22 protein-coding genes and 1 pseudogene are annotated in these 26,268 nt (G+C 40.7%); 20 read left to right on the top strand and 3 right to left on the bottom strand.

The features are described from left to right. Positions 1 to 134 precede the first annotated feature (134 nt). On the top strand, positions 135 to 356 hold the full coding sequence (locus QYF49_RS08075; protein WP_290399129.1) for an Ig-like domain-containing protein: 222 nt from the start codon (positions 135 to 137) through the stop codon (positions 354 to 356). A gap of 491 nt (positions 357 to 847) precedes the next feature. On the opposite strand, the gene QYF49_RS08080 is transcribed toward QYF49_RS08075, so the two are convergent. Continuing rightward, entirely contained in the window at positions 848 to 2,014 is a 1,167-nt protein-coding gene (locus QYF49_RS08080; protein WP_290399130.1) for an ROK family transcriptional regulator, read from the bottom strand. A 199-nt stretch (positions 2,015 to 2,213) separates the two neighbouring features. Between QYF49_RS08080 and xylA the strand changes: the two genes are divergently transcribed. The 6 genes and pseudogenes from xylA (at position 2,214) to QYF49_RS08110 (ending at position 9,137) form a co-directional block, all read left to right on the top strand. Further along, the gene (gene xylA, locus QYF49_RS08085; protein ID WP_290399131.1) at positions 2,214 to 3,548 is read left to right on the top strand and encodes a xylose isomerase; all 1,335 of its coding nucleotides are present in this window, start codon (positions 2,214 to 2,216) and stop codon (positions 3,546 to 3,548) included. Between the two features lie 39 nt (positions 3,549 to 3,587). Next, a complete protein-coding gene (gene xylB, locus QYF49_RS08090; RefSeq protein ID WP_290399132.1) occupies positions 3,588 to 5,081 on the top strand; it encodes a xylulokinase in 1,494 nt (497 codons plus the stop codon). A 33-nt stretch (positions 5,082 to 5,114) separates the two neighbouring features. After that, positions 5,115 to 6,079, top strand: a pseudogene (locus QYF49_RS08095) (sugar phosphate isomerase/epimerase family protein). 23 nt (positions 6,080 to 6,102) lie between these two features. Beyond that, entirely contained in the window at positions 6,103 to 7,266 is a 1,164-nt protein-coding gene (locus QYF49_RS08100) for a Gfo/Idh/MocA family protein (RefSeq protein ID WP_290400398.1), read from the top strand. A gap of 122 nt (positions 7,267 to 7,388) precedes the next feature. After that, on the top strand, positions 7,389 to 8,012 hold the full coding sequence (locus tag QYF49_RS08105; RefSeq protein ID WP_290399133.1) for a ThuA domain-containing protein: 624 nt from the start codon (positions 7,389 to 7,391) through the stop codon (positions 8,010 to 8,012). Positions 8,013 to 8,030: 18 nt separating this feature from the next. Next, a complete protein-coding gene (locus QYF49_RS08110; protein ID WP_290399134.1) occupies positions 8,031 to 9,137 on the top strand; it encodes a Gfo/Idh/MocA family protein in 1,107 nt (368 codons plus the stop codon). Positions 9,138 to 9,574: 437 nt separating this feature from the next. Here the strand turns inward: QYF49_RS08110 and QYF49_RS08115 are convergent, their stop codons facing one another. Both QYF49_RS08115 and yhfH read right to left on the bottom strand, forming a co-directional pair. Next, entirely contained in the window at positions 9,575 to 9,829 is a 255-nt protein-coding gene (locus QYF49_RS08115; protein ID WP_290399135.1) for a hypothetical protein, read from the bottom strand. A 1,077-nt stretch (positions 9,830 to 10,906) separates the two neighbouring features. Then, positions 10,907 to 11,035 (bottom strand): protein YhfH, encoded by a 129-nt coding sequence (gene yhfH / locus QYF49_RS08120; RefSeq protein WP_074440588.1) that lies wholly within the window; start codon positions 11,033 to 11,035, stop codon positions 10,907 to 10,909. Positions 11,036 to 11,229: 194 nt separating this feature from the next. Here yhfH and QYF49_RS08125 point away from each other — a divergent pair, with 194 nt between their 5' ends. From QYF49_RS08125 to QYF49_RS08185, 13 genes are all read left to right on the top strand, one after another. Beyond that, positions 11,230 to 11,484: a flavin reductase gene (locus QYF49_RS08125; RefSeq protein WP_290399136.1), complete on the top strand. Its 255-nt coding sequence runs from the start codon at positions 11,230 to 11,232 to the stop codon at positions 11,482 to 11,484. A 231-nt stretch (positions 11,485 to 11,715) separates the two neighbouring features. Further along, the gene (locus QYF49_RS08130; protein WP_290399137.1) at positions 11,716 to 12,369 is read left to right on the top strand and encodes a YesL family protein; all 654 of its coding nucleotides are present in this window, start codon (positions 11,716 to 11,718) and stop codon (positions 12,367 to 12,369) included. A gap of 213 nt (positions 12,370 to 12,582) precedes the next feature. Beyond that, complete coding sequence (locus tag QYF49_RS08135) at positions 12,583 to 13,608, top strand: LacI family DNA-binding transcriptional regulator (RefSeq protein ID WP_290399138.1); 1,026 nt, start codon at positions 12,583 to 12,585, stop codon at positions 13,606 to 13,608. Between the two features lie 90 nt (positions 13,609 to 13,698). Continuing rightward, positions 13,699 to 14,580 carry a carbohydrate ABC transporter permease gene (locus QYF49_RS08140; RefSeq protein ID WP_290399139.1) on the top strand — a complete coding sequence of 294 codons (882 nt, stop codon included), beginning with the start codon at positions 13,699 to 13,701 and terminating at the stop codon, positions 14,578 to 14,580. Positions 14,581 to 14,600: 20 nt separating this feature from the next. Further along, positions 14,601 to 15,485 carry a carbohydrate ABC transporter permease gene (locus tag QYF49_RS08145; RefSeq protein ID WP_290399140.1) on the top strand — a complete coding sequence of 295 codons (885 nt, stop codon included), beginning with the start codon at positions 14,601 to 14,603 and terminating at the stop codon, positions 15,483 to 15,485. 93 nt (positions 15,486 to 15,578) lie between these two features. Then, complete coding sequence (locus QYF49_RS08150) at positions 15,579 to 16,856, top strand: extracellular solute-binding protein (RefSeq protein WP_290399141.1); 1,278 nt, start codon at positions 15,579 to 15,581, stop codon at positions 16,854 to 16,856. Between the two features lie 66 nt (positions 16,857 to 16,922). After that, positions 16,923 to 18,179, top strand: coding sequence for an amidohydrolase family protein (locus QYF49_RS08155; RefSeq protein ID WP_290399142.1), 1,257 nt, complete (start codon positions 16,923 to 16,925; stop codon positions 18,177 to 18,179). 5 nt (positions 18,180 to 18,184) lie between these two features. Further along, a complete protein-coding gene (locus tag QYF49_RS08160) occupies positions 18,185 to 20,230 on the top strand; it encodes a hypothetical protein (protein ID WP_290399143.1) in 2,046 nt (681 codons plus the stop codon). A 37-nt stretch (positions 20,231 to 20,267) separates the two neighbouring features. Next, positions 20,268 to 20,936 carry an aspartate/glutamate racemase family protein gene (locus tag QYF49_RS08165; RefSeq protein WP_290399144.1) on the top strand — a complete coding sequence of 223 codons (669 nt, stop codon included), beginning with the start codon at positions 20,268 to 20,270 and terminating at the stop codon, positions 20,934 to 20,936. 13 nt (positions 20,937 to 20,949) lie between these two features. After that, positions 20,950 to 21,882: a class II fructose-bisphosphate aldolase gene (locus tag QYF49_RS08170; RefSeq protein ID WP_290399145.1), complete on the top strand. Its 933-nt coding sequence runs from the start codon at positions 20,950 to 20,952 to the stop codon at positions 21,880 to 21,882. A 19-nt stretch (positions 21,883 to 21,901) separates the two neighbouring features. Beyond that, positions 21,902 to 24,331 (top strand): alpha-mannosidase, encoded by a 2,430-nt coding sequence (locus tag QYF49_RS08175; RefSeq protein ID WP_290399146.1) that lies wholly within the window; start codon positions 21,902 to 21,904, stop codon positions 24,329 to 24,331. Further along, positions 24,331 to 24,996, top strand: coding sequence for a class II aldolase/adducin family protein (locus QYF49_RS08180; protein ID WP_290399147.1), 666 nt, complete (start codon positions 24,331 to 24,333; stop codon positions 24,994 to 24,996). The genes QYF49_RS08175 and QYF49_RS08180 overlap by 1 nt, the downstream gene beginning before the upstream one ends. Continuing rightward, positions 24,993 to 26,264 (top strand): four-carbon acid sugar kinase family protein, encoded by a 1,272-nt coding sequence (locus tag QYF49_RS08185; RefSeq protein WP_290399148.1) that lies wholly within the window; start codon positions 24,993 to 24,995, stop codon positions 26,262 to 26,264. Before QYF49_RS08180 ends, QYF49_RS08185 begins: the two co-directional genes overlap by 4 nt. The last annotated feature ends 4 nt before the right edge of the window (positions 26,265 to 26,268 follow it).

The raw sequence follows: 26,268 nt of genomic DNA on the forward strand, positions 1-26,268 counted from the left end.
TAAGGATAATTTCATTCGTTACAAGTAACAAAACGGTAGATGATGGGCTTATTAGCCAAGGATGTAATCACTAAACCAGGGACTTATTTCATCGTTGCTTTAGATTCCTCAAACTATGCAAGCGGGATGAATACATGATGGGATATTCGTTTAAAACTTCTGATGTGATTGCACCGAAGCCACCAACTGTCAATAGAGTTGAGGATAATGATACAGTCGTTACTGGAAAAACAGTGGCAAAAGCGTCCGTTTTTGTTACTGGTTCCGATAAACAATTAGGTAAAGCAACTGCAGCAAGCAATGGTACGTTTACCGTTAAAATCGCAAAGCAGAAAGCAGGAACTTCCTATCTGTAACGGCAACAGATGCGGCCAAAAACAAAAGTAAGGCAACTGTGGTGGAGGTCATCGACAAAACCGCTCCTTCATTAACGGTGAATAGGGTGGATGACAATGACAAAGTTGTTAGTGGTAAAACTCAAGCTTATGCTTCTGTGGTTTTAGGTAGTAAAAAAGCGGATAAAAGTGGGAATTATCATTTTTGTTTGGAATGGAGTGAATCCGTTGATGGATATCATATTCCCTCCAGATTCTTCGATCTCCAATGCCCTTTTGGTCACTTCGTATAATGTTTCTCCTTCTTGGAATGCTTACCTGCGACCATAAGTTGCCGTGCGGACCTGGCACCTATAGCGATGTCAACAAGTCCATAGTTTGTATATCCAATAAACAAAGTTTTAAAAAAAGAATTTCGACTTTTTGAAATCTTCATCGAGAAAGAGGAGAAACTGTAATGCAAAATTGTTTGTCACAGAGTATTACTAAGCCACTTAAGGCGGAACCAGGTACTAGTCTGTAATAGAAAAGTTATCTAAGAAATTTTTAATAACAATCGAAGATGCTCCAAGTGCCGTTGAATCTTTTCCTAATTTGGAAATAACAAATTTACAGCTGTCGCTTTGTTCACGGTAGGTTCTTGATGTGATCGTATTTTGGATAGATTTTAAAATAATAGGATGAGATTCAATTAGATCATTTCGAAGAATTATGATTTCTGGATCAAAAGTATTCAGGATGTTTGTTAACCCAATGCCTAAGAAAAACCCGAAGTTTTCCAGTGCGTTCAATGTTTCGATGTCATTTTGGTTTACGAGTTCTGTTATTTTTTCGCACGAAAAGTGGGTCATTTTTTTAGTTTCCGTTAACGAGGTCGTGACTGACCTTTCAGATGCGTACATCTCCCAACAACCTCGATTGCCACAATTGCACCGAGGACCACTAAAATCAATGGACATATGCCCCATTTCTCCCGAAAAACCCTTTGTTCCTCTATAAAGCTGATTATTGATAATAATCCCTATACCAATTCCGATATTAACGCTGACATAAATGAGATTCTCATAATTCTTCGCATGGCCAAAGTTCTTTTCGCCATAGGCTCCTGCGTTTGCTTCATTTTCAATAAATACCGGGACGTTGAATTCATCCTGTACGATACGCTGTAAGTTGATAGCATTCCATTTCGTATTGGGGGTAAAAACCACCTGATGGTCATAATCAACGAAGCCAGGGACCCCTATGCCAATGCCTATCAAACTGTAGTAAGAATCCGGGATATGAGCCATCGCTGTTTTGATCATAGTAAATAATGCTTCTCTCATTCCTGCAAAGGAAGTTTCCTCTAAGTCTTGGTAACAGCTATACGAAATATAACCTTCTAAATCAGATAAAATCACGTTAATATAGTTTACCCCTATATCCACTCCTATTGCGTACCCTGCGTTTTTATTAAACATCAGCATAATAGGTCTTCTTCCGCCGCTCGATGTTCCTCGTCCTATCTCAAAAATAATGTTTCCCTTTATTAAACTACTAACTTGAGACGAAATCGTGGATTTGTTTAGACCCGTAATCGCAGATATCTTTGCCTTTGAAATAGGGGCATTCTTAATGATTTCGTTAAGGATTAACTTTTGGTTCATTTTTTTCACTAGATGTTGGTCGGCAATGATCATTTTATTCACCCCTTTTAAATTAATATAGCTCTCTAACTTTATCTTAATGGTATTCTAATTAATTTTTAATAAGTAGAGAAAACATTGAAAAGTCAGAAAATGTGTAATATTATTAAACCACACTTAGTTTAATGGGTAAACAAACTTTGAAATTTATCGTCAAAGATTATTCAATCACTTAAAATGGAGGGGAAATTCGATGGCAGAAAAGCAATTGCAAAATGCACCGTATTTTGAAAGCGTTAACAAAGTATCTTATAACAAGGGGGCAAACAACGCTTTAGCTTTTAAATATTACAATCCTGATGAAATGATAGGGGACAAAACCATGAAACAGCATCTAAGATTCTCTGTCGCCTATTGGCACACGTTTACAGCGGATGGTACCGATCCGTTTGGAGCGGCTACAATGGAGAGGCCATGGGACCGATTTACAGGAATGGATCTAGCCAAAGCGAGAGTGGAAGCAGCCTTTGAACTCTTTGAGAAGCTAGATGTTCCTTTTTTTGCGTTTCACGACAGAGATATTGCACCAGAAGGCAGAACTCTAAGAGAAACTAACCAGAATTTAGATACGATTATAAACATGATTAAGGAATATATGGATACTTCTAATGTTAATTTGCTTTGGAATACAGCCAACATGTTCACACATCCCCGTTTTGTTCATGGTGCAGCAACATCCTGCAATGCCAATGTGTTTGCCTTTGCAGCAGCACAAGTTAAAAAGGGATTAGATACAGCAAAAGAACTTGGAGCTGAAAACTATGTGTTTTGGGGTGGACGTGAGGGTTACGAGACACTATTAAATACGGATTTAAAATTAGAGTTGGACAACCTAGCACGATTTATGCACATGGCAGTCGATTACGCGAAAGAAATCGGTTTTACTGGTCAGTTTCTCATAGAACCAAAGCCAAAAGAGCCAACAAAACATCAATATGATACGGATGCAGCGACCACGATTGCTTTTTTAAAGCAGTATGGCTTAGACAATCATTTTAAATTAAACCTTGAAGCCAACCATGCGACACTGGCTGGACATACTTTTGAACATGAACTCCGAGTCGCAAGAGTACACGGCCTGCTTGGATCCGTTGATGCTAACCAAGGAGATACACTTCTCGGCTGGGATACGGATGAATTCCCAACGGATATTTACTCTACGACACTAGCGATGTATGAAATTCTTAAAAATGGTGGACTCGGCAGTGGGGGATTGAACTTTGATGCAAAGGTAAGAAGAGCTTCATTCGAACCCGTCGATCTCATTGAGGCTCATATTGCAGGCATGGATGCCTTTGCAAGGGGGCTGAAAGTCGCTCATAAAATAATTGAGGACAAGGTATTTGATAATGTCATTGACGATCGATATCGCAGTTACAAAGAGGGTATCGGTCTTGAAATTGTTGAAGGGAGAGCGAATTTTCATTCATTAGAGCAGTATATCATCGATAAAGAGGCTATTAAAAATGAGTCAGGAAGACAAGAGCGATTAAAATCTATCTTAAACCAATATATTTTAGAAGTTTAATAGATTTCATGGACTTGCTCTATCAGGAGGTGAACAGGAATGAAGTATGTCATTGGCATTGACTTAGGAACGAGTGCGGTTAAAACGATCTTAGTGAACCAAAATGGAGAAGTATGTGCAGAGGTTTCCAAAAGTTATCCACTCATTCAGGAAAGGTCGGGGTACAACGAACAAAATCCAGAAGAGTGGGTACATCAAACCATCCAGGCTTTGGCTGATCTCGTCTCACAGTCCCAAGTTCAGCAGATTGAAGGAATCAGTTACTCTGGACAAATGCATGGGCTTGTTCTATTGGATGAAAATCAGCGTGTCCTTCGGAATGCGATTCTTTGGAACGATACAAGAACAACGCCTCAATGCCGAAAGATAAAGGAAGAGTTTGAAGAACAGCTGCTGAACATTACAAAAAATCCTGTGTTAGAAGGCTTTACCTTACCGAAAATCTTATGGGTAAAGGAACATGAACCAGAGACGTTTGAAAAAACGTCTGTGTTTTTGCTTCCTAAAGATTATGTGAGACTTCGAATGACGGGTGCCATCAACAGTGAATTTTCGGATGCCGCGGGAACCTTGCTGTTAAATGTGACAAGTAAAACGTGGAGCGGAGAAATCTGCCGCAAATTTGGAATTCCAGAATCCATTTGTCCGCCGCTGGTTGAATCCCATGATTGTGTAGGGACGTTGCTTCCAAGCATTGCAGCGGAAACAGGATTGTCAGAGAAAACGAAAGTTTTCGCAGGTGGGGCGGATAATGCGTGTGGGGCAATCGGTGCGGGAATTCTCTCTCCTGGAAAAACATTGTGCAGTATCGGAACATCTGGGGTCATCCTTTCACATGAGGAAGACAAAGGGAAGGATTTTAAAGGTAAAGTTCACTTTTTTAATCATGGAAAGGCTGATGCTTTTTATGCCATGGGTGTTACACTCGCTGCGGGCTACAGTTTAAGCTGGTTTAAGGAAACGTTTGCTCCAGAAGAAACGTTTGAGCAACTGCTTAAGGGAATGGAGTCCGTCCCGATCGGAGCAAGTGGACTCTTATTCACTCCATATTTAGTGGGTGAGAGAACGCCTCATGCGGGCTCATCCATTCGTGGAAGTTTTATTGGGATGGATGGAGGCCATAAAAGAGAGCATTTTATCAGGGCTGTATTGGAAGGTATTACTTTTTCGCTTCAGGAATCTATTAATTTATTCCGTCAACAAGGGAAAAGGGTCGATACCATTATCTCCATTGGAGGCGGCGCTAAAAACGAAACATGGCTCCAAATGCAAGCCGATATTTTTAATGCAAAGGTCATCAAGCTGAAAAGTGAACAAGGACCCGCGATGGGTGCAGCTATGTTGGCTGCCTTCGGTAATGGATGGTTTACATCCTTGGAAGAATGTGCCGGCCAGTTTATTAAAGAGGATGCGGTATTTTATCCAGAAGAACAAAGTGTCCAAAAGTATGAAGGGCTGTTTAACCTATACCAGCGAATCTTTGACCTAACCAGAGACTTGAATGTTGCGTTAGCAGCCTATCGTGATCAATAACCGCATTGAATATTGAATGTTTGGTTTTATAACTTGAAAATGGGTGTGTTCGCTGTATTGTTCTCTAAAAAGCCGTTGGAAGAAGCTTTGGACTATATACAAGAGAACGGACTGGATACGGTTGAAATCGGCACAGGTGGTTATGTAGGGGATGCGCATTGTAAACCTTCAGAGCTGTTGGCGGATAAAGCTAAACTTAAACAGTTTAAAGAGGCATTTGATTCTCGTGGTATCCGAATCAGCGCGTTAAGTTGCCACGGGAACGCCTTACATCCAAATAAGGACATCGCAAACCAGCATAATCAAGCTTTTCAAGATACGGTGCGCCTTGCATCAGCCCTAGGGATTGAAAATGTGGTAACCTTTTCAGGGTGTCCAGGGGAATCCGACTATTCTTTACATCCTGTCTGGATCACATGCCCATGGCCGAATGATTTTTCAGATGTCGTCAACTGGCAATGGACTGAAAAAGTCATTCCTTATTGGAAAGAGCAGAATGAAATTCTAAGAGCTCATGGGGTGAAAGCTGCCATTGAGCAGCATCCAGGTTTCGTCGTCTATAACACAGAGACGTTACTGCGGTTAAGAACGGAATGCGGTGACCAAATTGGTGCAACTTTGATCCAAGCCATTACTTCTGGCAGGGAATGAATCCTGTTGCTTGTATTAAAGCATTAGGAAAAGAGGATGCATTGTTTCATTTCCATGCCAAGGATACAAGGTTAGACGGACAAAACAACCCATTAAACGGTGTTCTTGATACGAAGAGCTACAGCGACGCTGAAAACCCGCTCTTGGATTTTTAGAACGGTCGGATACGGTCATGGTGAAGATACATGGAAAGAAATCATCAGTGCTCTTCAAACAACTATAACGGCGCCATCAGCATTGAACATGAAGATGGACTAATGAGTGGAGAAGAAGGATTTACGAAAGCAGTCACCTTTTTGCGAGACAAAATTATTGAAAAAGGAGCTGTTGAAATGTGGCGGGTGTAAACAAAAAGCAAGTAAGAATAGGAATGATAGGGTACAAGTTTATGGGAAAAGCCCATTCTCATGCGTATCGTGACGTCTCGTTTTATTTTGATCCAGCCGTAGAGCCTGTTTTACAGGTACTGTGCGGCAGAAATGAAGAAAACGTTAAGGAAGCAGCTGCCAAAATGGGATGGAAAAGCTATGAAACCGATTGGAGAAAACTCATCGAACGGGAAGACATTGATTTAATCGATGTCGTTACTCCGAATAACAGCCACGCTGAAATCGCCATCGCAGCGGCTGAAGCTGGAAAACATGTTTTTTGCGAAAAGCCGTTGGCGATGACACTGGAACAGTCCCAACGCATGCAAGAAGCGGTCGAGAAAAACGGTGTCATCCATATGATTAATCATAACTACCGTTTTGTTCCGGCTATTCAGCTCGCGAAAAAACTAATCGACAGCGGAAGGCTAGGGAAAATTTATCATATACGGTCTACATATTTGCAGGATTGGATCATGGATCCGCAGTTTCCTCTCGTCTGGCGTTTAAGTAAAGAAGTGTGCGGATCAGGCTCGCATGGGGACCTGGCTGCTCACAGCATTGATCTGGCAAGGTTCTTAGTCGGTGAGTTTAAAGAAGTAAACGGGATCCTGGAAACATTTATTAAACAGCGACCTATTGTGGAAGACAGCTCTGGTTTAAGCGGAAAAGCATCGAGTGATCAAATGGGAGAAGTGGATGTAGATGATGCAAGCGTGTTTATGGCCCGGTTTGAAAATGGTGCGATTGGTACGTTTGAAGCGAGTCGTTTTGCTGGCGGAAACCGAAATGGCAACCGTTTCGAAATTAATGGAGAAAAAGGGTCCATCCGCTGGGATATGGAGAACATGAATAACCTCGAAATATTTTTTCTGGATGATGAACCGGGTTTGCAAGGATTTAGAACGATCAACTGTACAGAGGAGATCCATCCATATGCAGGAGCCTATTGGCCTGCAGGACATATTATTGGCTACGAGCATACGTTTATCAACCTTACGCTGGAGTTATTAAATGGTGTAGATAAAGGGTATAGCCCGTCTCCTAACTTTATTGACGGTGTAAGAAACCAGGCAGTATTAGCAGCAGTAGAGAAATCTTCACGTTCAAGGCAATGGGTTTCGATTTCAGAATTACTTCAAAATCAGAAAACAACTGCTCTCTAAGAAAGTTCCGTGTCTAGGCTCAAAAAAGCCGTTGAGTCCTTTCATTCATTCACTGCGGTACAAGCTAAGGTTTCTAAAACTTTTATTAAACGTACCAACTATAGAAGGTTAGGAGTTATCCGATGAAAAAAGCTTTGATTGTATGGGGCGGCTGGGATGGACATCAACCAGACCTGGTCGCTGATATTTTTGCAGGAATATTGAGGGAAGAAGATTTTGAAGTTACTGTTTCTGATTCATTGGACGCGTTTACGGATGCAGAAAAGATGGGTGTTCTAGACTTAATTGTACCCGTTTGGACCATGGGAACGATAACGCAGGAACAACTGAGACCATTGCTTGATACAGTGCATGCTGGCTGCGGAATTGCAGGTTGCCACGGTGGTATGGGAGATTCATTTCGAAATGAAGTTGAGTTTCAATACATGGTCGGTGGACAGTGGGTAGCTCATCCTGGCAATGACGGTGTTTTGTATGAAGTGAATATAAAAGACCCGGAGAATCCTCTAACCAAAGAGATCGAAGATTTCAAAGTGAAGTCAGAGAAGTATTACATGCATATCGATCCTGCTGTGAAAGTTCATGCAACAACGAGTTTTAGTGACGTAAAAATGCCCGTAGTTTGGACAAAAAAATGGGGGAAGGGCAGAGTGTACTACAACAGTCTCGGACATCAAGCAGATATTGTGGCAATGCCACCCGTTAAGGAACTAATGCGCCGTGGATTTTTATGGGCTGCTAAATAATAAGGGAGGCTTTAAAAAATGAAACAAATTAAAGTGGGAATTATAGGCTGTGGGTATATTAGCCGCATCTATATTACCAATCTAAAGAAATATCCCGGCGTTGAGTTAGTTGCGTGTGCAGATTTGGACGTGGAACGTGCACAGGCATGTGCTGAAGAATTTGGATTAGAAAAAGCTTATACCGTGAATGAAATGCTTGCCGATCACGAAATTGAAATCGTCGTTAATTTAACGATTCCTAAGGCACATGCTACTGTCTGTAAAGACGCTCTTCAAGCGGGAAAACACGTTTATGTTGAGAAGCCGCTAGCTGTTACCTGCGAGGAAGGTCAGGAAATTTTAGAACTTGCTAGTGAGAAAGGGCTACGAGTGGCAAGCGCACCAGAAACCTTTCTCGGGGGCGGCATTCAAACATGTCGAAAGCTTATTGATGAGGGAGAGATTGGCACTCCGGTTTCTGTTACCGGTTTAATGCTGTGCGGCGGCCATGAACATTGGCATCCAGATCCGGAATTTTATTATGAGTTAGGCGGTGGTCCGATGTTTGATATGGGACCTTATTATTTGACGGCATTTGTTACGCTTCTCGGTCCCATTCGCCGTGTGACGGCATCAGCAGCTATTTCATACCCAGAGCGCACCATTACAAGTGAAAAGAAGTATGGAAAGAAAATATCGGTTGAAATACCTACGCATATCGCTGGAGTAATCGATTTTGAAAGCGGTGCGGTCGGTACCCTTATTACCAGCTTCGATGCAATGGCGGGTACCGTACTGCCCAACATTGAGATTCATGGCAGCAAGGGCACACTTCTTGTACCTGATCCAAATTATTTTGGGGGCACAGTTAAGCTTCGCCGTGTAGGAAGCAACGTATGGGAGGAAATTCCACTTACGCACGGATATACCGATAATAACCGAGGAATCGGCGTTGCGGACCTCGCACGAGCCATTACAGAAGGTGATGATCATAGAGCTCATGGAGATATGGCGTATCATGTTTTGGAAGCGATGCAAGGTTTCCATAATGCATCTCTTGAAAGTAAACATTATTTAATGCAAAGTACATGCAGACGCCCTGCAGCAATGCCGCGACAAAATGTAGAGATTAAGGGAGTTCGATGACAGCCTACATTGAAGAGATACTGTATTTTAATGAAGCGGCGATTAGGGCAGGAAATGAGTATCTGGAGATAGTTCTGGTACCTAAATGGGGAAGTAACCTTATTTCTTTAAAATGGAAAAAGGAAAACTGAGAACTATAAAGAACTCCCTCCACAAAAGAGGAATACACTTTCGCCAACATTAACTGGATTTAAGGTATTGTCCCAGGAGAACGTTTAACGTTTAAAAGCAAAATTTCAATATCAAAAAAGAGCTCAGGAGTTCATAGTGCATGACTCTGATATATCCTTGAACTTAATAACAATACCACCTTTCCTTCTCATCCGTTGGAAAGGTTTTTGTGTTGTTACCATCCAACATGAACCGCCATATGTAGATGGAAGCGGTGGTACGCTGCGCTATTCACGCCTTCAAAAGATGCGGTAAGCTAATGTTGTTCAGCAAAGAACTTGTTTTAGGCGTTCTCCGTCCTTGATAGCGTTGATTCCATCGACAATAATAAGAAGAACATCACGTTCCTTAATGGTTAGGATAAAAGAAACGATTTTTGGAATGCATTCCACCCTGAACGACTCTCCGTTTTTTTTATATAGGTAAATGTCACTATCAATTGCTTTGGATAGTCGATAAAAGTCTACAATTTTCAAGATCGTAAATGCAGAAGCGGATACCTTGAAAGATAAAATGTTCATAATTCCTACTCTCCCTTCTCCTGAAGACTACACTGTTCTCTTGATTTCATTGTTGCACAATACAGTTATACCAAGTAGAGGGTTATTTTGTCATAAAACCACTTGTTTTGTTGAAGGAAAATAATAGATTTTTTCTACTCACCATTTTGACTATCCAGGCGGCATGAAATCGATAGCTTCTGTTTTTTTCTTACAATTCTGAATAAAATTCATGTATCCTTACCATTCATGTAATAAACCACTTGTATACTTTAATGGAATACATACAAAGGAGAATGTTTATGTTGTCCTATTAAGTTCTGTCATCGCTATTTGCTCTTTTCTTATGAGTGATTTTAGAGCGGCAGCAAATGAAAACCCGCAAAAAGCAACGGTGCTGAATTCTAATCGCATAAAATAAGTCCAGTTGTGAATCAATACGGAGATCGCGCTGGTGTTGCGAGACTTAAAACAGTTATTGATCGTGTTCGAGAAGAGAACCAAAAGACAATTGTGACATTCGGCGGAGATCTCGGGGGCGGAACGGTATTTTGCGGTGTGTTTCAAGGGTTTCCAATGGTACGAGCTTTTTATTGCGTAAATATATAAATATGAGAGGGGAATCATCAATGTCAATAAAACCAGGAAAACCAGGCATGGCACAAAAAATCGTTACAAAGACGAGGGGCGAAGAGGATTGAGAATAATAGCTTATATAAGTTATTGACACTTCGAAATTAATCAAGACAGGGCAGGTCACCAAGACCTGTTTTTTAATTTGCTCAGTGATACGTCTGAACGAAGTAACATAAACTCTGATGTCCAAAGTGGAACCGATTGTTTGGAAATGGCAAAACATGGGTTTGCTTTTTATCTTAGAAATGGGGATTTCATTCCTTGCAGTATTCTTGATTTTCAATTAATGGGTATAGCACTTTACAGGTTAAGAGAACCGTCTCCTTAATAAGACGGTTTTCTCATTACTGGAGAATCTTGTTCTCTATGAAACTAAACTGTTTTATAACAGATAATACCCTGCTCACCTTTTCACGGCAAACAGGGTATCAGGAGTTGCATAAATTATTCATGGACGATCACCTATGCTTCATGTTGTCCCATGCATCTCTCACATTCATAAACGTATGACTCATGCTGTTCCTCAATCGTTTTTCCGCATTCCCGGCATTGCTTCTTTGGCAAATTACGATAAAATTCCAACGTCAACATTCAGCATTACCTCCTGTTTTTTAATTAAATTCATTGTATTATAACAGATGAGAATCGTCAACAACTGTTATAGAATTATTTTAAAATACTACTAAACTCCTAGATTTTCCTTAAACGCTTATTTGTAAGTTCTGTTTTATATAGGCCAGCAAGTGCTAATTTGAATTAAAGGGCAGATCTAACTTAAGGAAGTAATGACCGAACGTGAAGGAACACTTGAGAATATACGCTCACAAAAAGAGTTTGTCATTAACGTGGTATCATCTGAATTAGGTAATCAAATGCAGAAAACAGCTGAAAATTCTACCCGTCATGTTAATGAATTTGAGGAGGCGCAGTTAACTCCCATTCTTAGTGACTTAGTGAAGCCCTTGTGTGTAAAGGAAGCTCCGATCGAGATGGAAAGCCTGCTAGAGAATTTAAAAACAAGAAAAAACACCAGGGGATGAAGCGTTTAAGGGACTATAATAATTTTTTTGCAAATTTGATCAGAAAGTGACAAAATTGCAGGAATATCCACCTTTCTTATCGAAATAGAAAGTCTTACAAGCTAAAATTACTTTAGTGGAGTTGCAGTGTCTCATGAGTTTTGGAGAGAATCTGCCAGCTATCCTGTCACTTTTTTGATCGAAGGGCCAAAAAGGCAAGGTAAATATTTTTAATAGAAAAGGATGGACTTCATGAATATTAATCGATTAGGCGGATTTGTCTATTGGATAACCGAATGGATCATGAGACTTGCCTATGTCCAATTCCTCTGGATTGTTTTTATAATCCTTGGTTTAGGAGTCTTTGGTTTTTTTCCCTCAACAGCCGCTATGTTTTCTGTAACTCGTAAATGGGTGTCGGGGGAAGGAGATATCCCCATTTTTATAACATTTTGGCAGAGTTATAAGAAGGAATTTTTTAAGGTTAATACTCTAGGCTGGATCCTTCTAGCAATGGCTTATTTCTTATATTCTGACTTTAAGTTCTTTACATTTGGTGAGAGTACCATTTTTTCAATCTTCAAAATTATTATTTCCATTGTATTTTATTTATTTTTGACAATGTGTATTTACTTTTTCCCGATATATGTCCACTTCCAGTATAAGTTTTTAAACTATATTAAATACAGCTTTCTCTATAGTTTCGTTTCGCCAATGAAGACAGTGGGCTTATTCCTTGTAACGATTGGTATGTATTACTTATTTCTTAAAATGCCTGTTTTATTTTTATTTTTCAGTGGAAGCACGATTAGTTTTGTTTGGATGTCTGTTGTTTACAAGGTGTTGGAAAAGGGGACAGCGAAAAGTGAACTTTCAAAAAATTCAAAATCGATTGACAAAGTATAATAACCAGGATAATATAAAACAAGAATTAAATATTCTATAATGATTTGGGAACGGTCCCGATTCTAAAAGGAATTTCTGTCGAAAGGGATTGAAACCATAGGTCTTCATCAAAGTTCTTTTATGCTAAAAGGCTATGGTTTAGTCAATTTTGAAAACGTTCCCACTTTCTTTTTTGGGAACGGTCCCGATTTTTCAAGGAGATGTGTGAAATAAATGAACCCAACCATTCGAGATGTAGCTAAATTAGCAAACACGTCAAAAAGTACAGTTTCCCGTTTTTTGAATGGCCAGAAAATAAAAAAAGAAACAGAAGAGGCGCTGAAGCAAGCGATCAAAGATTTAAACTATCATCGGAATGAAAATGCTCGAAGGTTAGTCATGAATAAAACGCAGACGATAGGCGTAGTTGTTGATAACATTTCGAATGTTTTCTATTCCACAATTTTCGGTGGTATTGAAAAAGTGGCAATGGAAAAAGGCTTTAATTGTGTGTTCTACAGTTCCACTTCCAATTTTTATACTGAAGGTTCGTTCCTTGACCTTTTTTATGAAGGACAGGTTGATGGGATTATTCTTGTTAGCTTCAGCAAAAGAATGGAAGCCGATCTGAAAAGAATAGCCGAAGTGAATTACCCAATTGTACTGGTCGGTGATTCTGGAAATACAGCAGGTATATGTTCGGTTGATGTCGATAATTTTTTTGGTATATCAGAAACCGTTAAGTATTTACATAGAATTGGCCATGAAAACATTGCGTATATTTCCGGACCGGAAAATGCATCAGCAACAGGTTACAGACTAAATGGATATCTGCAAACGATGAGGGAATTAGGTCTAGAAATTAGGGGCGATTTACTCGTTCATTCTGATTGGTCGAATCATGGCGGATATAATGCGATGAACCAATTGCTAAACGTCAGTGACTTCACAGCTGTGATTGCTTCCAATGATGAAACTGCAATTGGGGCATTAAGGGCGATTCATGAGCGTGGTTATGATGTACCGAATCATCTGTCTATTACAGGTTTTGATGATATTGCACTAGCTAGTTGGGTTTATCCATCATTAACGACGGTGAAACAACCCTTTATGGAAATGGGAGAAAAAGCAGCAGGAGAATTATTTGCAAGGTTAGAGAGTGGGAATGAAAGTTCAAATTTCCTGAAACGGCATCTGCTAAAACCTAAACTCGTCATCCGGGATTCATGCAGAAAAAGGAGCCGTTCCCAAACGCAATAAGACGTAAAGAAATGACAATAATTTAGTGATTTGTAATCGCTTACGTATTTTAGAGTTTTGAAAATAAAAACTGTAAAAGGCTGTGACAATATGAGGAACGCTATTAATAAATCACGCTATGGCTATTATTTCGTTGCCCCGTTTTTCATCACCTTTCTTATCTTTGGTCTCGCACCGATCATCTATTCACTTTACTTAAGCTTCACCAATTGGGATGGCTTTACTGACCCTGTAAATATTGGATTTGCCAATTATGAACGTCTCATTCACGATTCATTTTTTTTCAAATCGATCTTCAATACATTCATTATCTGGATACTTTCAGTTATCCCTCAAGTCTCTCTTGCACTGGCTTTAGCCATTATCCTGAATGAGCGATTTATACGTGGCAAACACTTTTTTAGAGCAGTCTTCTATTTCCCGCATATTGTAACGCCGGTGACTTTAGGGGTGTTATTCTTTTTAATCTTTGATTGGCAGACCGGGAGTGTTAATAAAGTATTAATGGAATTGGGAATTATCCATGCTCCCGTAAACTGGTTTAACAGTCCCTGGCTTTCAAGAATTATTGTCGCCATGGTTACCATGTGGCAGTACTTTGGTTTAAACATGCTCATCTTTATTGCAGGCCTTCAAGCCATCCCAAATGAATTATATGAAGCGGCTGAAATCGATGGTGCTTCCCGATGGAAAATCATCACCAAAATTACGCTTCCATTATTGAAGCCGGTATTAATGTTCACGTTTATTACTTCGATTATCGGAGGTCTGCAATTATTTGATGGACCACTAATGATCGGAAATGGTCCCGATAATTCAACCACCACAATGGTTATGTATCTCTATCAAACCGCATTTAAGAACTTTAACTATGGATATGGTGCGGCTGTCGCCTATGCGATATTTTTCATCATCTTGATTTTCTCCTTGATCTCTATAAAATTTTCAAAACTGAACAAAGTTGAACAATAATTTTGAAAAGGGGTACTTCTATGGAAATTCAAGGTAACAAGCAATTGACGTTACACATGAATGGAAGACGGAAAATCTTTAAGTTCAAACCAACGCTCGGCAAAATATTAATCTATTTCATTCTTATCTTGATCGCCGTTATTTGTTTATTACCGTTCTACAGTATGATGATAACATCTACCCATACAAATTCCGAGATTTCCAGAAAGCTATTGCTTACACCGGGAACGGAATTTATGAACAACTATGAACGATTAATACACACTGTTCCTATATGGAGAGGTTTTATTAATAGTTTGTTTATTACGATTACATCTACTGCGTTAAACCTGTATTTCTCTGCCCTTGCAGGATACGGATTTTCTAAGTTCGATTTCAAGGGGAGAAACATTCTCTTCCTATGTGTCCTCGGCACGATGATGATTCCCAGCCAATTAGGAATCATTGGATTTTTTAAACTGATGAATAGCTTCCATATGCTTAACACGTACTGGCCTATCATTCTACCATCGATTTCAAATGCATTTGGTATTTTCTTTATGAAACAAATGGCAGATTCCAGTGTGCCAAAAGAAATTCTTGAAGCTGGAAGAATCGATGGGTGCAGCGAAGTCGGAATCTTTCATAAATTAGTCCTTCCTATGTTAATGCCTGCAGTCGCAACGCTTGGAATCTTTTCCTTCATTGGAAAATGGAATGATTTTTTAACCCCGATGATTATCTTGTTTGATAACGATTTGCAACCGCTTCCGGTTATGATTGCGAGCGTCAAATCTCAATTTTCAACTGACTTTGGCGCCATGTATGTGGGGATCGTGATTTCTGTCATTCCTATATTAATCTTTTTCTCTATTATCTCGAAAAAGATTATTAGCGGGGTTACCACTGGTGCTCTTAAAGGCTGATGCTTCTAAAGTTAAAATGGGGGGATGCCTAAAACAGCAACGGTATGTGCAAGGGAATTCTGTTTTAATCACATATAAAAAGGAGTTGTTCTCATGAAAAAGTGGTTGGCTATGATCCTTTCGGTAATTCTCATGGTTGGTGTAATTTCGGGCTGTTCCAGTAATGAATCAACATCAAGTAATGCTAACAAAGGAAACAAGGAAGTAGAAGGTAAATTAGTGATCTGGACGTTCTTTGGACAAGTGAAAGACATGGCGAAGGAGTTTGAAAAAAAATACCCTAAGGCAAAAGTTGAGGTAAAAGTATTTCCTGGAGACCAATATAAAACAAAATTGCTTACTGCCTTACAGTCAGGTCAAAACGTCCCAGATATATTCGATCTAGAAAGAGGCTATATTGGTCAATTTGTAAATTCTAATTTTGCAGCCAATCTTTCCGACATGGGCGGAGAAAAATTGGTTAAAGATTATGTGCCTTACGTTCAAGAATTAGGAAGAGATCAAAAAGGGGATTTAAAAGCGATTTCTGATCATTCCTCGCCTGGCGGTTTCTGGTACATAAAATCAAATGCAAAAAAATGGCTAGGCACGGATGACCCGGAGAAAATTGGTGAAATGGTGAACTCCTGGGATAAAATTATCGATTTAGGCAAGAAGGTTTCAAAAGAGAGCAACGGTAAAACACATCTAATCTCAAGCTATGGCGATGTTTATAATATCGAAGCATATCATATGGACCCATGGGTTAAAGATGGGAAATTGAATATCGACCCTAGATGGAAAAAAGCATATAAGACTCAAAAAGAAATCTTCAACAACAATGTAGACGCGAAACTTGATTTCTTCTCAGCTGGCTGGGGAAATGCAATCAACGATGGAAGTGTAGTCTTAACAGCAATGCCGGCTTGGGCTGGGTTTATGGTTGACAATAAAGGTAATAAATCCAATGGGAAATATGGAATCGCTAAGACACCCACAGGTTTATACATGGGAGGTACGTATCGCGCGATTTATGAAAAATCACCCAATAAAGACCTGGCAAATCAATTCATTAAGTTTATTGCAAGTAAAGAGTGGCAAGAGCACAACCTGAAAACAACAGGCAACATGCCGGCTTTAGAGACGGTATATAAAGATAACTTAGACAGTTATACATCTCCGTTATTTGGAAATCAAAACATCTTAAAACCTTATTATGACTTAGTAAAAGACATTCCAGCTCAAAAAGCAGACAAATACGGTGAAGAAATTCTTTCATTATGGAGAAAAGTCGCCGGCCAAGGCATCAAGGATAATGCCAATGTCGATAAAGTCATTTCAAAATTTAAGAAGGAAGTTAAAAACGCCTTCCCAGAACTTCAAGTTGATTAACGGATGAAAAGAAAAAATGCGATTGTCTTGAGAACGGTCGCATTTTTCTTTGGAAGGAGCAGTAGGATGTACGATATTCATGAAGCAATCGATAGGATTCGAATCATAGATGGCCACGAGCATTTGGATATGCATGGTATTAGAAAAAAAAATAAAGTGGATTTTTTTGGGCTCCTTCACTATTTGGATTCTGATCTGATAAGTGCCGGGATGGAGAGGGAAGTATTGAGTCGATCTTCCCCTATAAGTGATGAAGAAAAGGCGGAACAGTTTGTATCATTCTGGAATAAAACAAAGAACACAACATATGCGCGTATGTTAAAAATCTCAGTATCCGATTTATATGGAATGGATGATTGGTCCGTTCATGGAATATTGCAGTTGAATGAGAAAGTTAAAGCCGCCACAAATGATGATCAATGGTATACGAAAGTGTTAAAAGAAAAATCAGGCATCGATATGGTTTTTACTTTAGTCCAAAACATGAACGTTGATTTTTCACTTTTTCGACCCATTATGTTCTTAGACTATTCGTTTAAATTACGGACACGCAAGGATATACAGCCTGTCGAAAAGCAATCAGGCGTTTCCATACATACCTTCCAGCATTATTTGGACGCCATTGATGCTATAATAACTAAATTTGCTGAAGGAGGGATGGTTGCAACCAAGCTAGGGCATGCGTACTGGAGAACTCTCAAAACGGCAAAACCCACCTTTTTTGAAGCGGAACAATGTTTTAATCGACTTTTATCATCGTTTTTAGAGGAACCTATGTCCCAACCGGAATCGGTCGTCTTGCAAGATTATTTAATCCATCATGTTATCCAATGTTCAATAAAGAACGAGCTGCCGATTCAGATTCATACAGGCCATCATGAAACGAGTGTTTCGAGCAGCGGTAATATGATTACAAATTCGAAAGTAACCGATTTACTGCCACTTTTAGCGGAGTATCAAGATGCCAACTTTGTCCTTTTACATTGTGGTTTCCCTTATCATCAAGAATATTTGTCTATTTTGAAGAATTACTCCAATGCTTATGCAGATTTTACCTGGATTTATATCCTTTCACCAACTATCGCAAAACAGCTGATGCATCAAATGATCGAAATGGTTCCGCAGAATAAAATCTTTGGTTTTGGCGGGGATTACAACTTTATTGAAGGCACCTATGCTCATCAAAAACTTGCTCGTAAACTAGTAAGTGATGTTCTAGTAGAGAAAGTCCAACACCATATGCTTACAGAAAATGAAGCGGTTGAGTTTGCCCAACGAATATTCAGAGATAACTTAATTGATTTCTACAAACTAAAGGTGTGAGGCATTTGAGTACATTTATCAAACCGAAAGAAAAAGATACGAATTCCCACGAAATACAAATTTATTCTTCAGACCGTAAAAGTCGAAATGCCTATTTACGATTGACTTCACTACTTCATGTGTACAACGAGAATGGAAGCATAGAGGAAATACCAATCGATGAGTTACTCGAAACAGAGGGTAGTTTAAGAGCAGCTGGGAGAGGAGATCTATTTTCTGTTCATTCAGAGTGGAATTCGATTCATGATCAGTGTGACTATATTCAGGTTGATTTAGAGGTCAGTTATAACCAAGAAGCTTCTGGAGAATTCGGCTTTGAATTTAATTGTGCTCTTATTGGCAACGGGAAGCCGACATGGATGATTCCCGGAGCCTTTTATAAGGAAAACCGGTTTGAACATAATGAGCGCAAATATCCTCGTTATGATTTTAATGATGGTAATCATGATGAAATGGTATCAGACCATTGGGCATTTCGTTCTGACAGGGCAGCGCTTCCTGCCGTGTTCGCATGGAACGACGAGATAAGCGGAGCCTTATGTGTTGAAGAAATGTCGGACGTCGGCTTGACCGGGATCGGTTTTAGGGGGAACCGCTCACATTCAGAAATATGGGTAAACTTCCCCTACAGAGAAGAGCCTGTAACCTTTGTAGGAGATCCGACCCCGCAGTCTGCAGATATTTCATTATATTCGTTTGAAGCAGGTGAAAAGGTTCATTTACAATTAAAAATTTATACTTCATCGCCTGATCTTCATTCTTATAACCCGTTCGTACGGCAAATGTACAGGCTTCATCAGCAGGAACATCCTCTAAATCCATGGATGGGACTTGATGAAGCTGCTGAATTAACCGCTGACGGGTTATACCGTTGGCATTATATGCCCGAGCACCGAATTTTAAGTGAAACCGCTGCATTCGATAGAGAATTAAACAACAATGTGAAAGGGCTAGGCGACCGTCCCCATATGCATGTCGGCTGGGTAAGCGGCGTCCCATATGCCTACGCCCTGTTAACGTACGGCAGAAAAAAAGGCATACAACCATATGTGGATGCGGCGATTAATGTGCTGGATCATATTGCTTCCGCCCTTGCTCCAAACGGAACATTTTGGGCTTCCTGGGTTTTAGGCAAGGGCTGGGGGACAGGCTGGAATCCTAAATCCACTTGGCTTCAAGCAAGGACCATATCGGAAGCCACCTTGTTTTTAATACGTGCCTTATCTTTCGAGAAAAAAGAAGGGTTCCTTCACCGTAATTGGGAAAAAGCCGTCTTATCGAATTTGAATTTTGCTGTCAGCCGCCAACGTTCTGATGGGAATTTGGGATCTTATTACCATTGTGAAACAGGTAACGTTCAAGAATGGGATGGAGCTGGCGGTGTTTTATGGACCGCTTCCCTTATAGAGGGAGGTGCGTTTTTTAAAGAGGAAAAAGAGGTGTTTCAGGAAACTGCCATTAAAGCGGGTCACTATTACGAGCGGTTTGTCTTAGACGAGTACATATACGGAGCACCTGAAGACGTCCATTTGACACCTACTTCAGAAGATGCATATAACGCGGTGGTTTCGTACGTTTTGTTATATGAGCACGATCAAAATGACAAATGGCTGCAGCTGGCAAAACGGTCGGCAGACTGGTTAATGACATTCCGCTGGACTTATAATATTGCTTTTCCAGAGCACACATTTTTACACCAATACGATTTCCGTTCTCGTGGTGCTGATCAAGCATCACCGTCCAATCAGCACTTGCATAATTATGGACTGTTTTGTGTTCCAGAGATGCTGAGGTTATGGACCTATACGGGTGATCAATACTACCTGGATCGTACCAGGGACCATATCTCATGCTTTCTTCAATTCATAGCGAGAAAAGATGGAGATTTTAACGCATATAAAGGAATGGTGACAGAGCGGTATTACAATACGAACTGCTTCCAGCCGAAAGGGATGATGTTGACCCTTTCTCATTCCTGGTGTGTCGGTCTTATTCTCTATGCCACCCAAGAAGCTTTATCCTATGGTGAGGTTTTAAAGCTGAACGGATAAAAAAGGAAACGGAAGTTTATGAAGGAGGAAACGGATAGTGAAAAAGAAGCTTGCCATTATTCATACGACACCTGTTACCATTGAGCCGCTAAAAGAATTAGCGTTAAACCTTATCGATGATTGTGAAATTATGAATTTTATGGATGACACCATTTTACCTCAATTAATGAATAATGGCGGGGACATTGAAGAGGTTGCCCACCGCTGGGCCAACTACGCGCGAACCGCAGAACAACTTGGAGCCGACTGTATCTTAAGTGGATGCTCTTCGGTCGGAGGGCTTGTTCCGATGGTTCAGCCTCAGGTGAATATACCGATTATAAGAATCGATGAAGCGATGGCCGAGTATGCGGTTCATTCAGCAGAACGAATTGGAGTCGCTGCCACAATGGAAACGACCTTAAAACCGACGATTGACCTGTTAAAACAAAAAGCCGCCGAAAACCGGAGGACTGTACAGATTGAATCGATTCTCGTAGCTTCTGCCTATGAAAAATTGATGGCAAACGATAAACAAGGACACGATCATGATTTATCTGCAGCGTTGCGTAACTTGGTCAAGAAAACAGATCTCGTGGTTCTTGCCCAGGCTTCTATGGCTCGAGTGATCGCTACATTCTCTCCCGAAGAACAAAGACCTTTTGTAACAAGCCCGCAGTTAGGTATGGAATGTGTAAAAAAGACATTCCAAACGACTACAAGATAAAGGGGATGACAAAATGCCGCAAAAAACGAAACGCCCGAACGTTATTACACTGAAAAAAATCTTGGAGATGTCCGAAAAGCATAAGTATGCAACTGGATCATTTTCACCACGATATACACCCATGATTGTGCCTGTCCTATTAGCAGGGCAAAAAACTTCCTCGCCTCTTATTGTACAAATCTCGCAAAAAGAATTAGAGCGTTATGGCATAACACCCTATGAGTTTGCTGATGAATTTTACAGACAGATTGAAGAGTTATCGATCACCGTTCCTGTCGTTTTGCATCTGGATCATACGAAAACGTTGAAAACCATTCACGAAGCCATCGATGCCGGGTTTACTTCCGTCATGATTGATGCTTCTGAAAAGTCCTTTGAAGAAAATGTGAAAATCACGAAACAAGTGGTGGAATTTGCCCATGCCAATGGGGTGTCGGTCGAAGCGGAGCTAGGCATGATCGGCACAACGGATTTTATTGAAACAGATAAAGACGAGGAATTATATACGGATCCAAACGAGGCAGAAGCATTTGTTAAACAAACAGGTGTTGATGCTCTTGCTGTATCTTGTGGAACGGCACATGGTGTTTACATGGTACGCGAACCGAAAATTGACTATCAGAGATTAGCTGCGATCCGTGAATTAACCAACGTCCATTTAGTGCTTCATGGCGGCTCTGGTGTACCCATTGAAATGATGCAGAACGCCTTCCAATTGCCTGGGGGCGGAGTAAGCAAGGTGAACATTGCTACGGACCTCGAACTTTCTTTGCTACACGCCATTGGCCGGGAAGAAAGTATGACGGACATTGAATGTAAAGGTTTGTCGGCAGAAGTAATCCAAGAAGGCAGAGTTGCGGTTGAGAGGACCGTAACAGAAAAAATCACACAATTTTTGCTAAGTGATCATAAAGCAAACCACTTTCAGGTAAGTGCACAAGAATAATGACAAGGGGTGGAAAGCAGTGAAGACCGAAACATTTCATATGATCGGCAATGCTCATTTAGATCCCGTCTGGCTTTGGCAATGGCAGGAAGGTTTTCAAGAAACAAAAGCAACGTTTCGTTCGGTTTTGGACCGTATGAACGAATATGATGATTTTATTTTTACGTCTAGTTCAGCTGCCATGTATGAATGGGTGGAAGAGAACAACCCTGAAATGTTTGAAGAAATTAGGCAGCGAATCAAGGAAGGACGTTGGCGAATTGTCGGTGGCTGGTGGATTCAGCCGGATTGCAATATTCCGGGCGGAGAATCATTTGTTCGCCAGGGACTGTATGGACAGCGATACTTCCAAGAAAAGTTTGGAGTTACTGCCAAAGTTGGATATAACGTTGACAGTTTTGGGCACCACGGGATGCTGCCGCAGATCTTAAAGAAAAGCGGAATGGACGCGTATGTATTTATGCGGCCGATGCCGAATGAAAAAGGGCTGCCTGGCAGACTGTTCTGGTGGGAATCCGATGATGGAAGCAGAGTATTGGCTTTCAGGATTATGTATGAATATTTGTCATGGGGAAAAGAATTAGAGCGATATGTGCAAAGGTGCAAAAGTGAATTTAAGGGATCCGTTGATGAATTAATGCTTTTCTATGGGGTTGGAAACCATGGCGGCGGACCAACAAAGGAAAACATTGAAAGTATTTATAAATTAAAACAAGATCCAAACATTGCTGATTTAGTTTTTTCAACACCTGAAACGTATTTTGAAAAAATGAAAGACAAAGAGAACCTGCCAGTCGTGCATGATGATCTCCAACATCATGCCAGCGGATGCTATGCGGCCCATTCGAGCGTGAAGCAATGGAATCGTCAAGCAGAAAATCGGCTTATTGCCGCTGAAAAATATTCTGCGCTTGCGTCCTGGGTCACAGGACAGCCTTATCCGGCTGATTTTAACCGTGCCTGGAAAGACGTTTTATTTAACCAATTCCATGATATTTTAGCAGGCACAAGCATTGAGCCGGCCTATGAAGATGCAAGAAATCTTTATGGGGAAGCGCTGACCATTGCTGACCGGGCGTTAAATCATGCGGTTCAATCCATCTCATGGAACATTGATATCGAACAAGATGAAAGAATGAAACCCATCGTCGTCTTTAATCCGCATGCTTGGGAAAGCAGAGTAAATGTAGAAGTGGAGATTGGCGGGATTAAGGATACGTCTGTTCTTGTTGATGAAAACAGACAAGCCATTCCATTCCAGACCGTACAGTCTCAAGCAACAGCTAACGGGCGATTCAGATTGAGTTTCATGGCAGAGTTGCCGCCGATGGGATACCGAGTTTATAAGCTGTATTCTGAACTAAATAGTGTTAAGCGCGTCGGACAGCCCATAAAAGCCACCCAGCTGACCATGGAAAATGACCGATTCAGAATTGAGTTCAACGCAGAGACAGGCTGGATCAATAGTTTGTACGATAAACATGCGGAGCATGAAGTCTTCTCAAATCAAGCAGCAAAACCGATTGTGATAAACGATAAAACCGATACCTGGAGCCATGAAGTCCTTCATTTTAATGAAGTGGTCGGAACCTTTAAAGCGAAGAAGGTGTATCTTGCCGAACACGGACCTGTGAAATCGGTGATTAGAGTTGTAAGTGAATACGGCAAATCTACCCTTGTCCAAGATTTTATGATGTACCCGGGAAGTGACCAGATTGATGTCAAGGTTTCTGTTGACTGGCGAGAAACGTTTAAAATGTTAAAACTTTTATTTCCTGTAAACGCGATCTTTACAAAACAGACGTATGAAATTCCTTATGGGACTATTGAACGGGAACATAACGGTGAGGAGGAACCCGGTCAAAGCTGGGTCGATGTAACCGGCCTGATGCCAAACCATAAAGTGGTTTACGGTGTTAGCCTAATGAATGACGCAAAATACAGTTACAGTATTCATAATAAAGAGCTTGCATTGACCGTGTTGCGCAGTCCCATTTATGCACATCACGACCCGCTTGTTCCAGATGAAGATTGTGATTATACGTTTATCGATCAAGGAATCCAGCGTTTTCACTATTCGCTGCTACCACATGAGGGCAGCTGGGAAGAGGCTGGGACGACGAAACGTGCAGCTGAGTTAAACTGTATGCCCATTTCAATCATAGAAACGTATCATAAAGGTCCATTACCGCAAATCGACTCCTATGTCAAAGTTGACGCGGAGAATATCATCGTCAGTGCTCTTAAAAAAGCGGAGGATAATGATGACCTCATTATTCGCCTTTACGAGACAAATAGAATAGAAACGGAAGTTGAAATTCACTTGCCAAAACTGGGTCGTTCGTTTAGAACAAGATTTAAATCATGTGAAATTAAGACCTTCCGAATTCCAAAAGACTCAAACGTAGACGTTAAGGAAACCAACTTAATTGAATGGGATGAAGAATAATGTCATCTAAACGGCATGAATTAAAACGACAATTACAAGAAACAGGCAAGTACATGATGGACAATGGCTTAGCTTGGGGTAACTCAGGAAACATTAGTGCCCGAACGGAAGAGAACACTTTTCTAATCACCGCAAGCGGCACCTATTTAGGAGATTTAGGCGAAGAAGACTTTTCGGAATGTTCTGTCTATGGTGATTTGAAAGCTACTATTGGTAAAAAACCTTCGAAAGAAGTTCCTATGCATCGGGCAATCTATGAATCTCGTCCGGAAATTGGAGCGGTTCTGCACGCTTCCCCTATATATAGCACCATCATTGCATGTTCAACAGCAGAGGTGCCATCTGGATGGTTTGTTGAAAGCATGTACTATCTCGAACGAATCGAACGGGTTCCATATGCTCATCCGGGTTCAATCGAACTCGGTGATCGGGTGAGGGAAAACGCAAAGAAAACAAACATTTTACTCTTAGAGAATCACGGAGTTCTCGTCTATGATACGACTTTAAAGGAAGCGAAGATGGCGCTTCAAACTTTAGAAACCGCTTGTCAAATGGTCCTGCTCTCTCGGAACACTGGAATGACCCTTCACACATTACCTGAAAAAACCGTTTCAGACTTCCTTTTAAACTCAGGCTATAAAGAACGAAGGAAGTGGGAGAAATGATCGGAATCATCGCAGACGATATAACCGGTGCAAATGATATAGGCATCATGTACGCAAAGCATGACTGGCCAACCGACGTGTATCCATATCCGTTTGAATATTCTTTCGATAAAGGCGCTTTACCTGATGCTTTGATCATAGACACTAATTCTAGGCTTGATTCGGGTCAAACGGCCTATGAAAAGGTATTTAACAGTGTCAAAACTTTAGATTCAATCGGGTGTGATCAATTTTTTAATAAAACATGTTCTGTATTTAGAGGGAATATTGGCGCCGAATTTGATGCGATGCTTGATGCGCTGAGCAGCGAGTTTGCCATCGTGGTGCTGGGCTTCCCTAAGAATGGCAGAACGACAATGCATGGCCATCATTATGTTCATGGCAAAAAACTGGAGGAGTCTGAGTTTTATTCTGATCCAGTACACCCAATGAAGCGATCGGATTTAGCAGGAATCTTACAATCTCAGACCAACCGGACAGTAGATTCATTGGACATTGATGTGATCGAACAAGGCAGTGAAAAAATAAAAGAGGCGATTGAGAGCAAGAGAGAGCATTGTAACTACTTGATACTCGACGTAAAGGATCAATCCTCATTAAAGGCGATCGCTGTGGCCATCAAGACCGAGAAAATCATCTGCGGGGCATCAGGAATCGCGGAAGAGTTAGCTTGCGTACAAAGACAGCAATCGAGCCATGGTCGGGATTTATCGATACCGCCATCCAGCACAGGGGTATTGTGTGCCGCAGGAAGTCTGATGCCCCAAACTTACAACCAAATTAAAGAAATCCAGAAACGGCAGGTTCCAGTAGTTGAAATGAAGTCGCTTCTGTTGTTTTCCCCTGAAAAAGAAGAACATTTGAAAGATGTAATCGAGCAAACCATTACAACATTACGATCCGGTGCCGATGTACTTGTATATTCTTCAAACGAACCAGCAATTGTTAAGGAAACAAAAAGCAGAGGTAGAGAATTCGGTTATACAAATACTCAAATCTCAAGGCTGGTATCGGAGACGTTAGCTTTCGTCGTGAGTGAGGTTGTCAGGAAATCAGGCGTTAATCGCCTCCTTTTGGCAGGGGGCGAAACCTCAGCTTCCATCTGTAAGAAGATTGGAATCAAGGGTCTATCTGTATGGAAAGAGATTGAACCAGGGCTTCCTTCTTGTATTAGTTTGGATCCACATGCAAGAAAGCTTGTGCTCAAATCAGGAAGCTTTGGAAGTGATGATTTTTTTGTAAAAGCTATCCAACATTTGAAAGAGTAAATCT

It is taken from the genome of Fictibacillus terranigra (assembly GCF_030412265.1).
GTDB classification, from domain to species: Bacteria; Bacillota; Bacilli; order Bacillales; family Fictibacillaceae; genus Fictibacillus_C; species Fictibacillus_C terrinigri.

Bases quoted from the DNA above. Each gene is read 5' to 3' on its own strand.
- QYF49_RS08135 (WP_290399138.1), top strand. From the start codon at position 12,583: ATGAACCCAACCATTCGAGATGTAGCTAAATTAGCAAACACGTCAAAA.
- QYF49_RS08125 (WP_290399136.1), top strand. From the start codon at position 11,230: ATGACCGAACGTGAAGGAACACTTGAGAATATACGCTCACAAAAAGAG.
- QYF49_RS08100 (WP_290400398.1), top strand. From the start codon at position 6,103: ATGATAGGGTACAAGTTTATGGGAAAAGCCCATTCTCATGCGTATCGT.
- QYF49_RS08145 (WP_290399140.1), top strand. From the start codon at position 14,601: ATGGAAATTCAAGGTAACAAGCAATTGACGTTACACATGAATGGAAGA.
- QYF49_RS08105 (WP_290399133.1), top strand. From the start codon at position 7,389: ATGAAAAAAGCTTTGATTGTATGGGGCGGCTGGGATGGACATCAACCA.
- QYF49_RS08080 (WP_290399130.1), bottom strand. From the start codon at position 2,014: ATGATCATTGCCGACCAACATCTAGTGAAAAAAATGAACCAAAAGTTA.
- QYF49_RS08075 (WP_290399129.1), top strand. From the start codon at position 135: ATGATGGGATATTCGTTTAAAACTTCTGATGTGATTGCACCGAAGCCA.
- QYF49_RS08110 (WP_290399134.1), top strand. From the start codon at position 8,031: ATGAAACAAATTAAAGTGGGAATTATAGGCTGTGGGTATATTAGCCGC.
- QYF49_RS08115 (WP_290399135.1), bottom strand. From the start codon at position 9,829: ATGAACATTTTATCTTTCAAGGTATCCGCTTCTGCATTTACGATCTTG.
- QYF49_RS08185 (WP_290399148.1), top strand. From the start codon at position 24,993: ATGATCGGAATCATCGCAGACGATATAACCGGTGCAAATGATATAGGC.
- QYF49_RS08130 (WP_290399137.1), top strand. From the start codon at position 11,716: ATGAATATTAATCGATTAGGCGGATTTGTCTATTGGATAACCGAATGG.
- yhfH (WP_074440588.1), bottom strand. From the start codon at position 11,035: ATGTTGACGTTGGAATTTTATCGTAATTTGCCAAAGAAGCAATGCCGG.
- QYF49_RS08150 (WP_290399141.1), top strand. From the start codon at position 15,579: ATGAAAAAGTGGTTGGCTATGATCCTTTCGGTAATTCTCATGGTTGGT.
- QYF49_RS08180 (WP_290399147.1), top strand. From the start codon at position 24,331: ATGTCATCTAAACGGCATGAATTAAAACGACAATTACAAGAAACAGGC.
- QYF49_RS08140 (WP_290399139.1), top strand. From the start codon at position 13,699: ATGAGGAACGCTATTAATAAATCACGCTATGGCTATTATTTCGTTGCC.
- xylB (WP_290399132.1), top strand. From the start codon at position 3,588: ATGAAGTATGTCATTGGCATTGACTTAGGAACGAGTGCGGTTAAAACG.
- xylA (WP_290399131.1), top strand. From the start codon at position 2,214: ATGGCAGAAAAGCAATTGCAAAATGCACCGTATTTTGAAAGCGTTAAC.
- QYF49_RS08155 (WP_290399142.1), top strand. From the start codon at position 16,923: ATGTACGATATTCATGAAGCAATCGATAGGATTCGAATCATAGATGGC.
- QYF49_RS08170 (WP_290399145.1), top strand. From the start codon at position 20,950: ATGCCGCAAAAAACGAAACGCCCGAACGTTATTACACTGAAAAAAATC.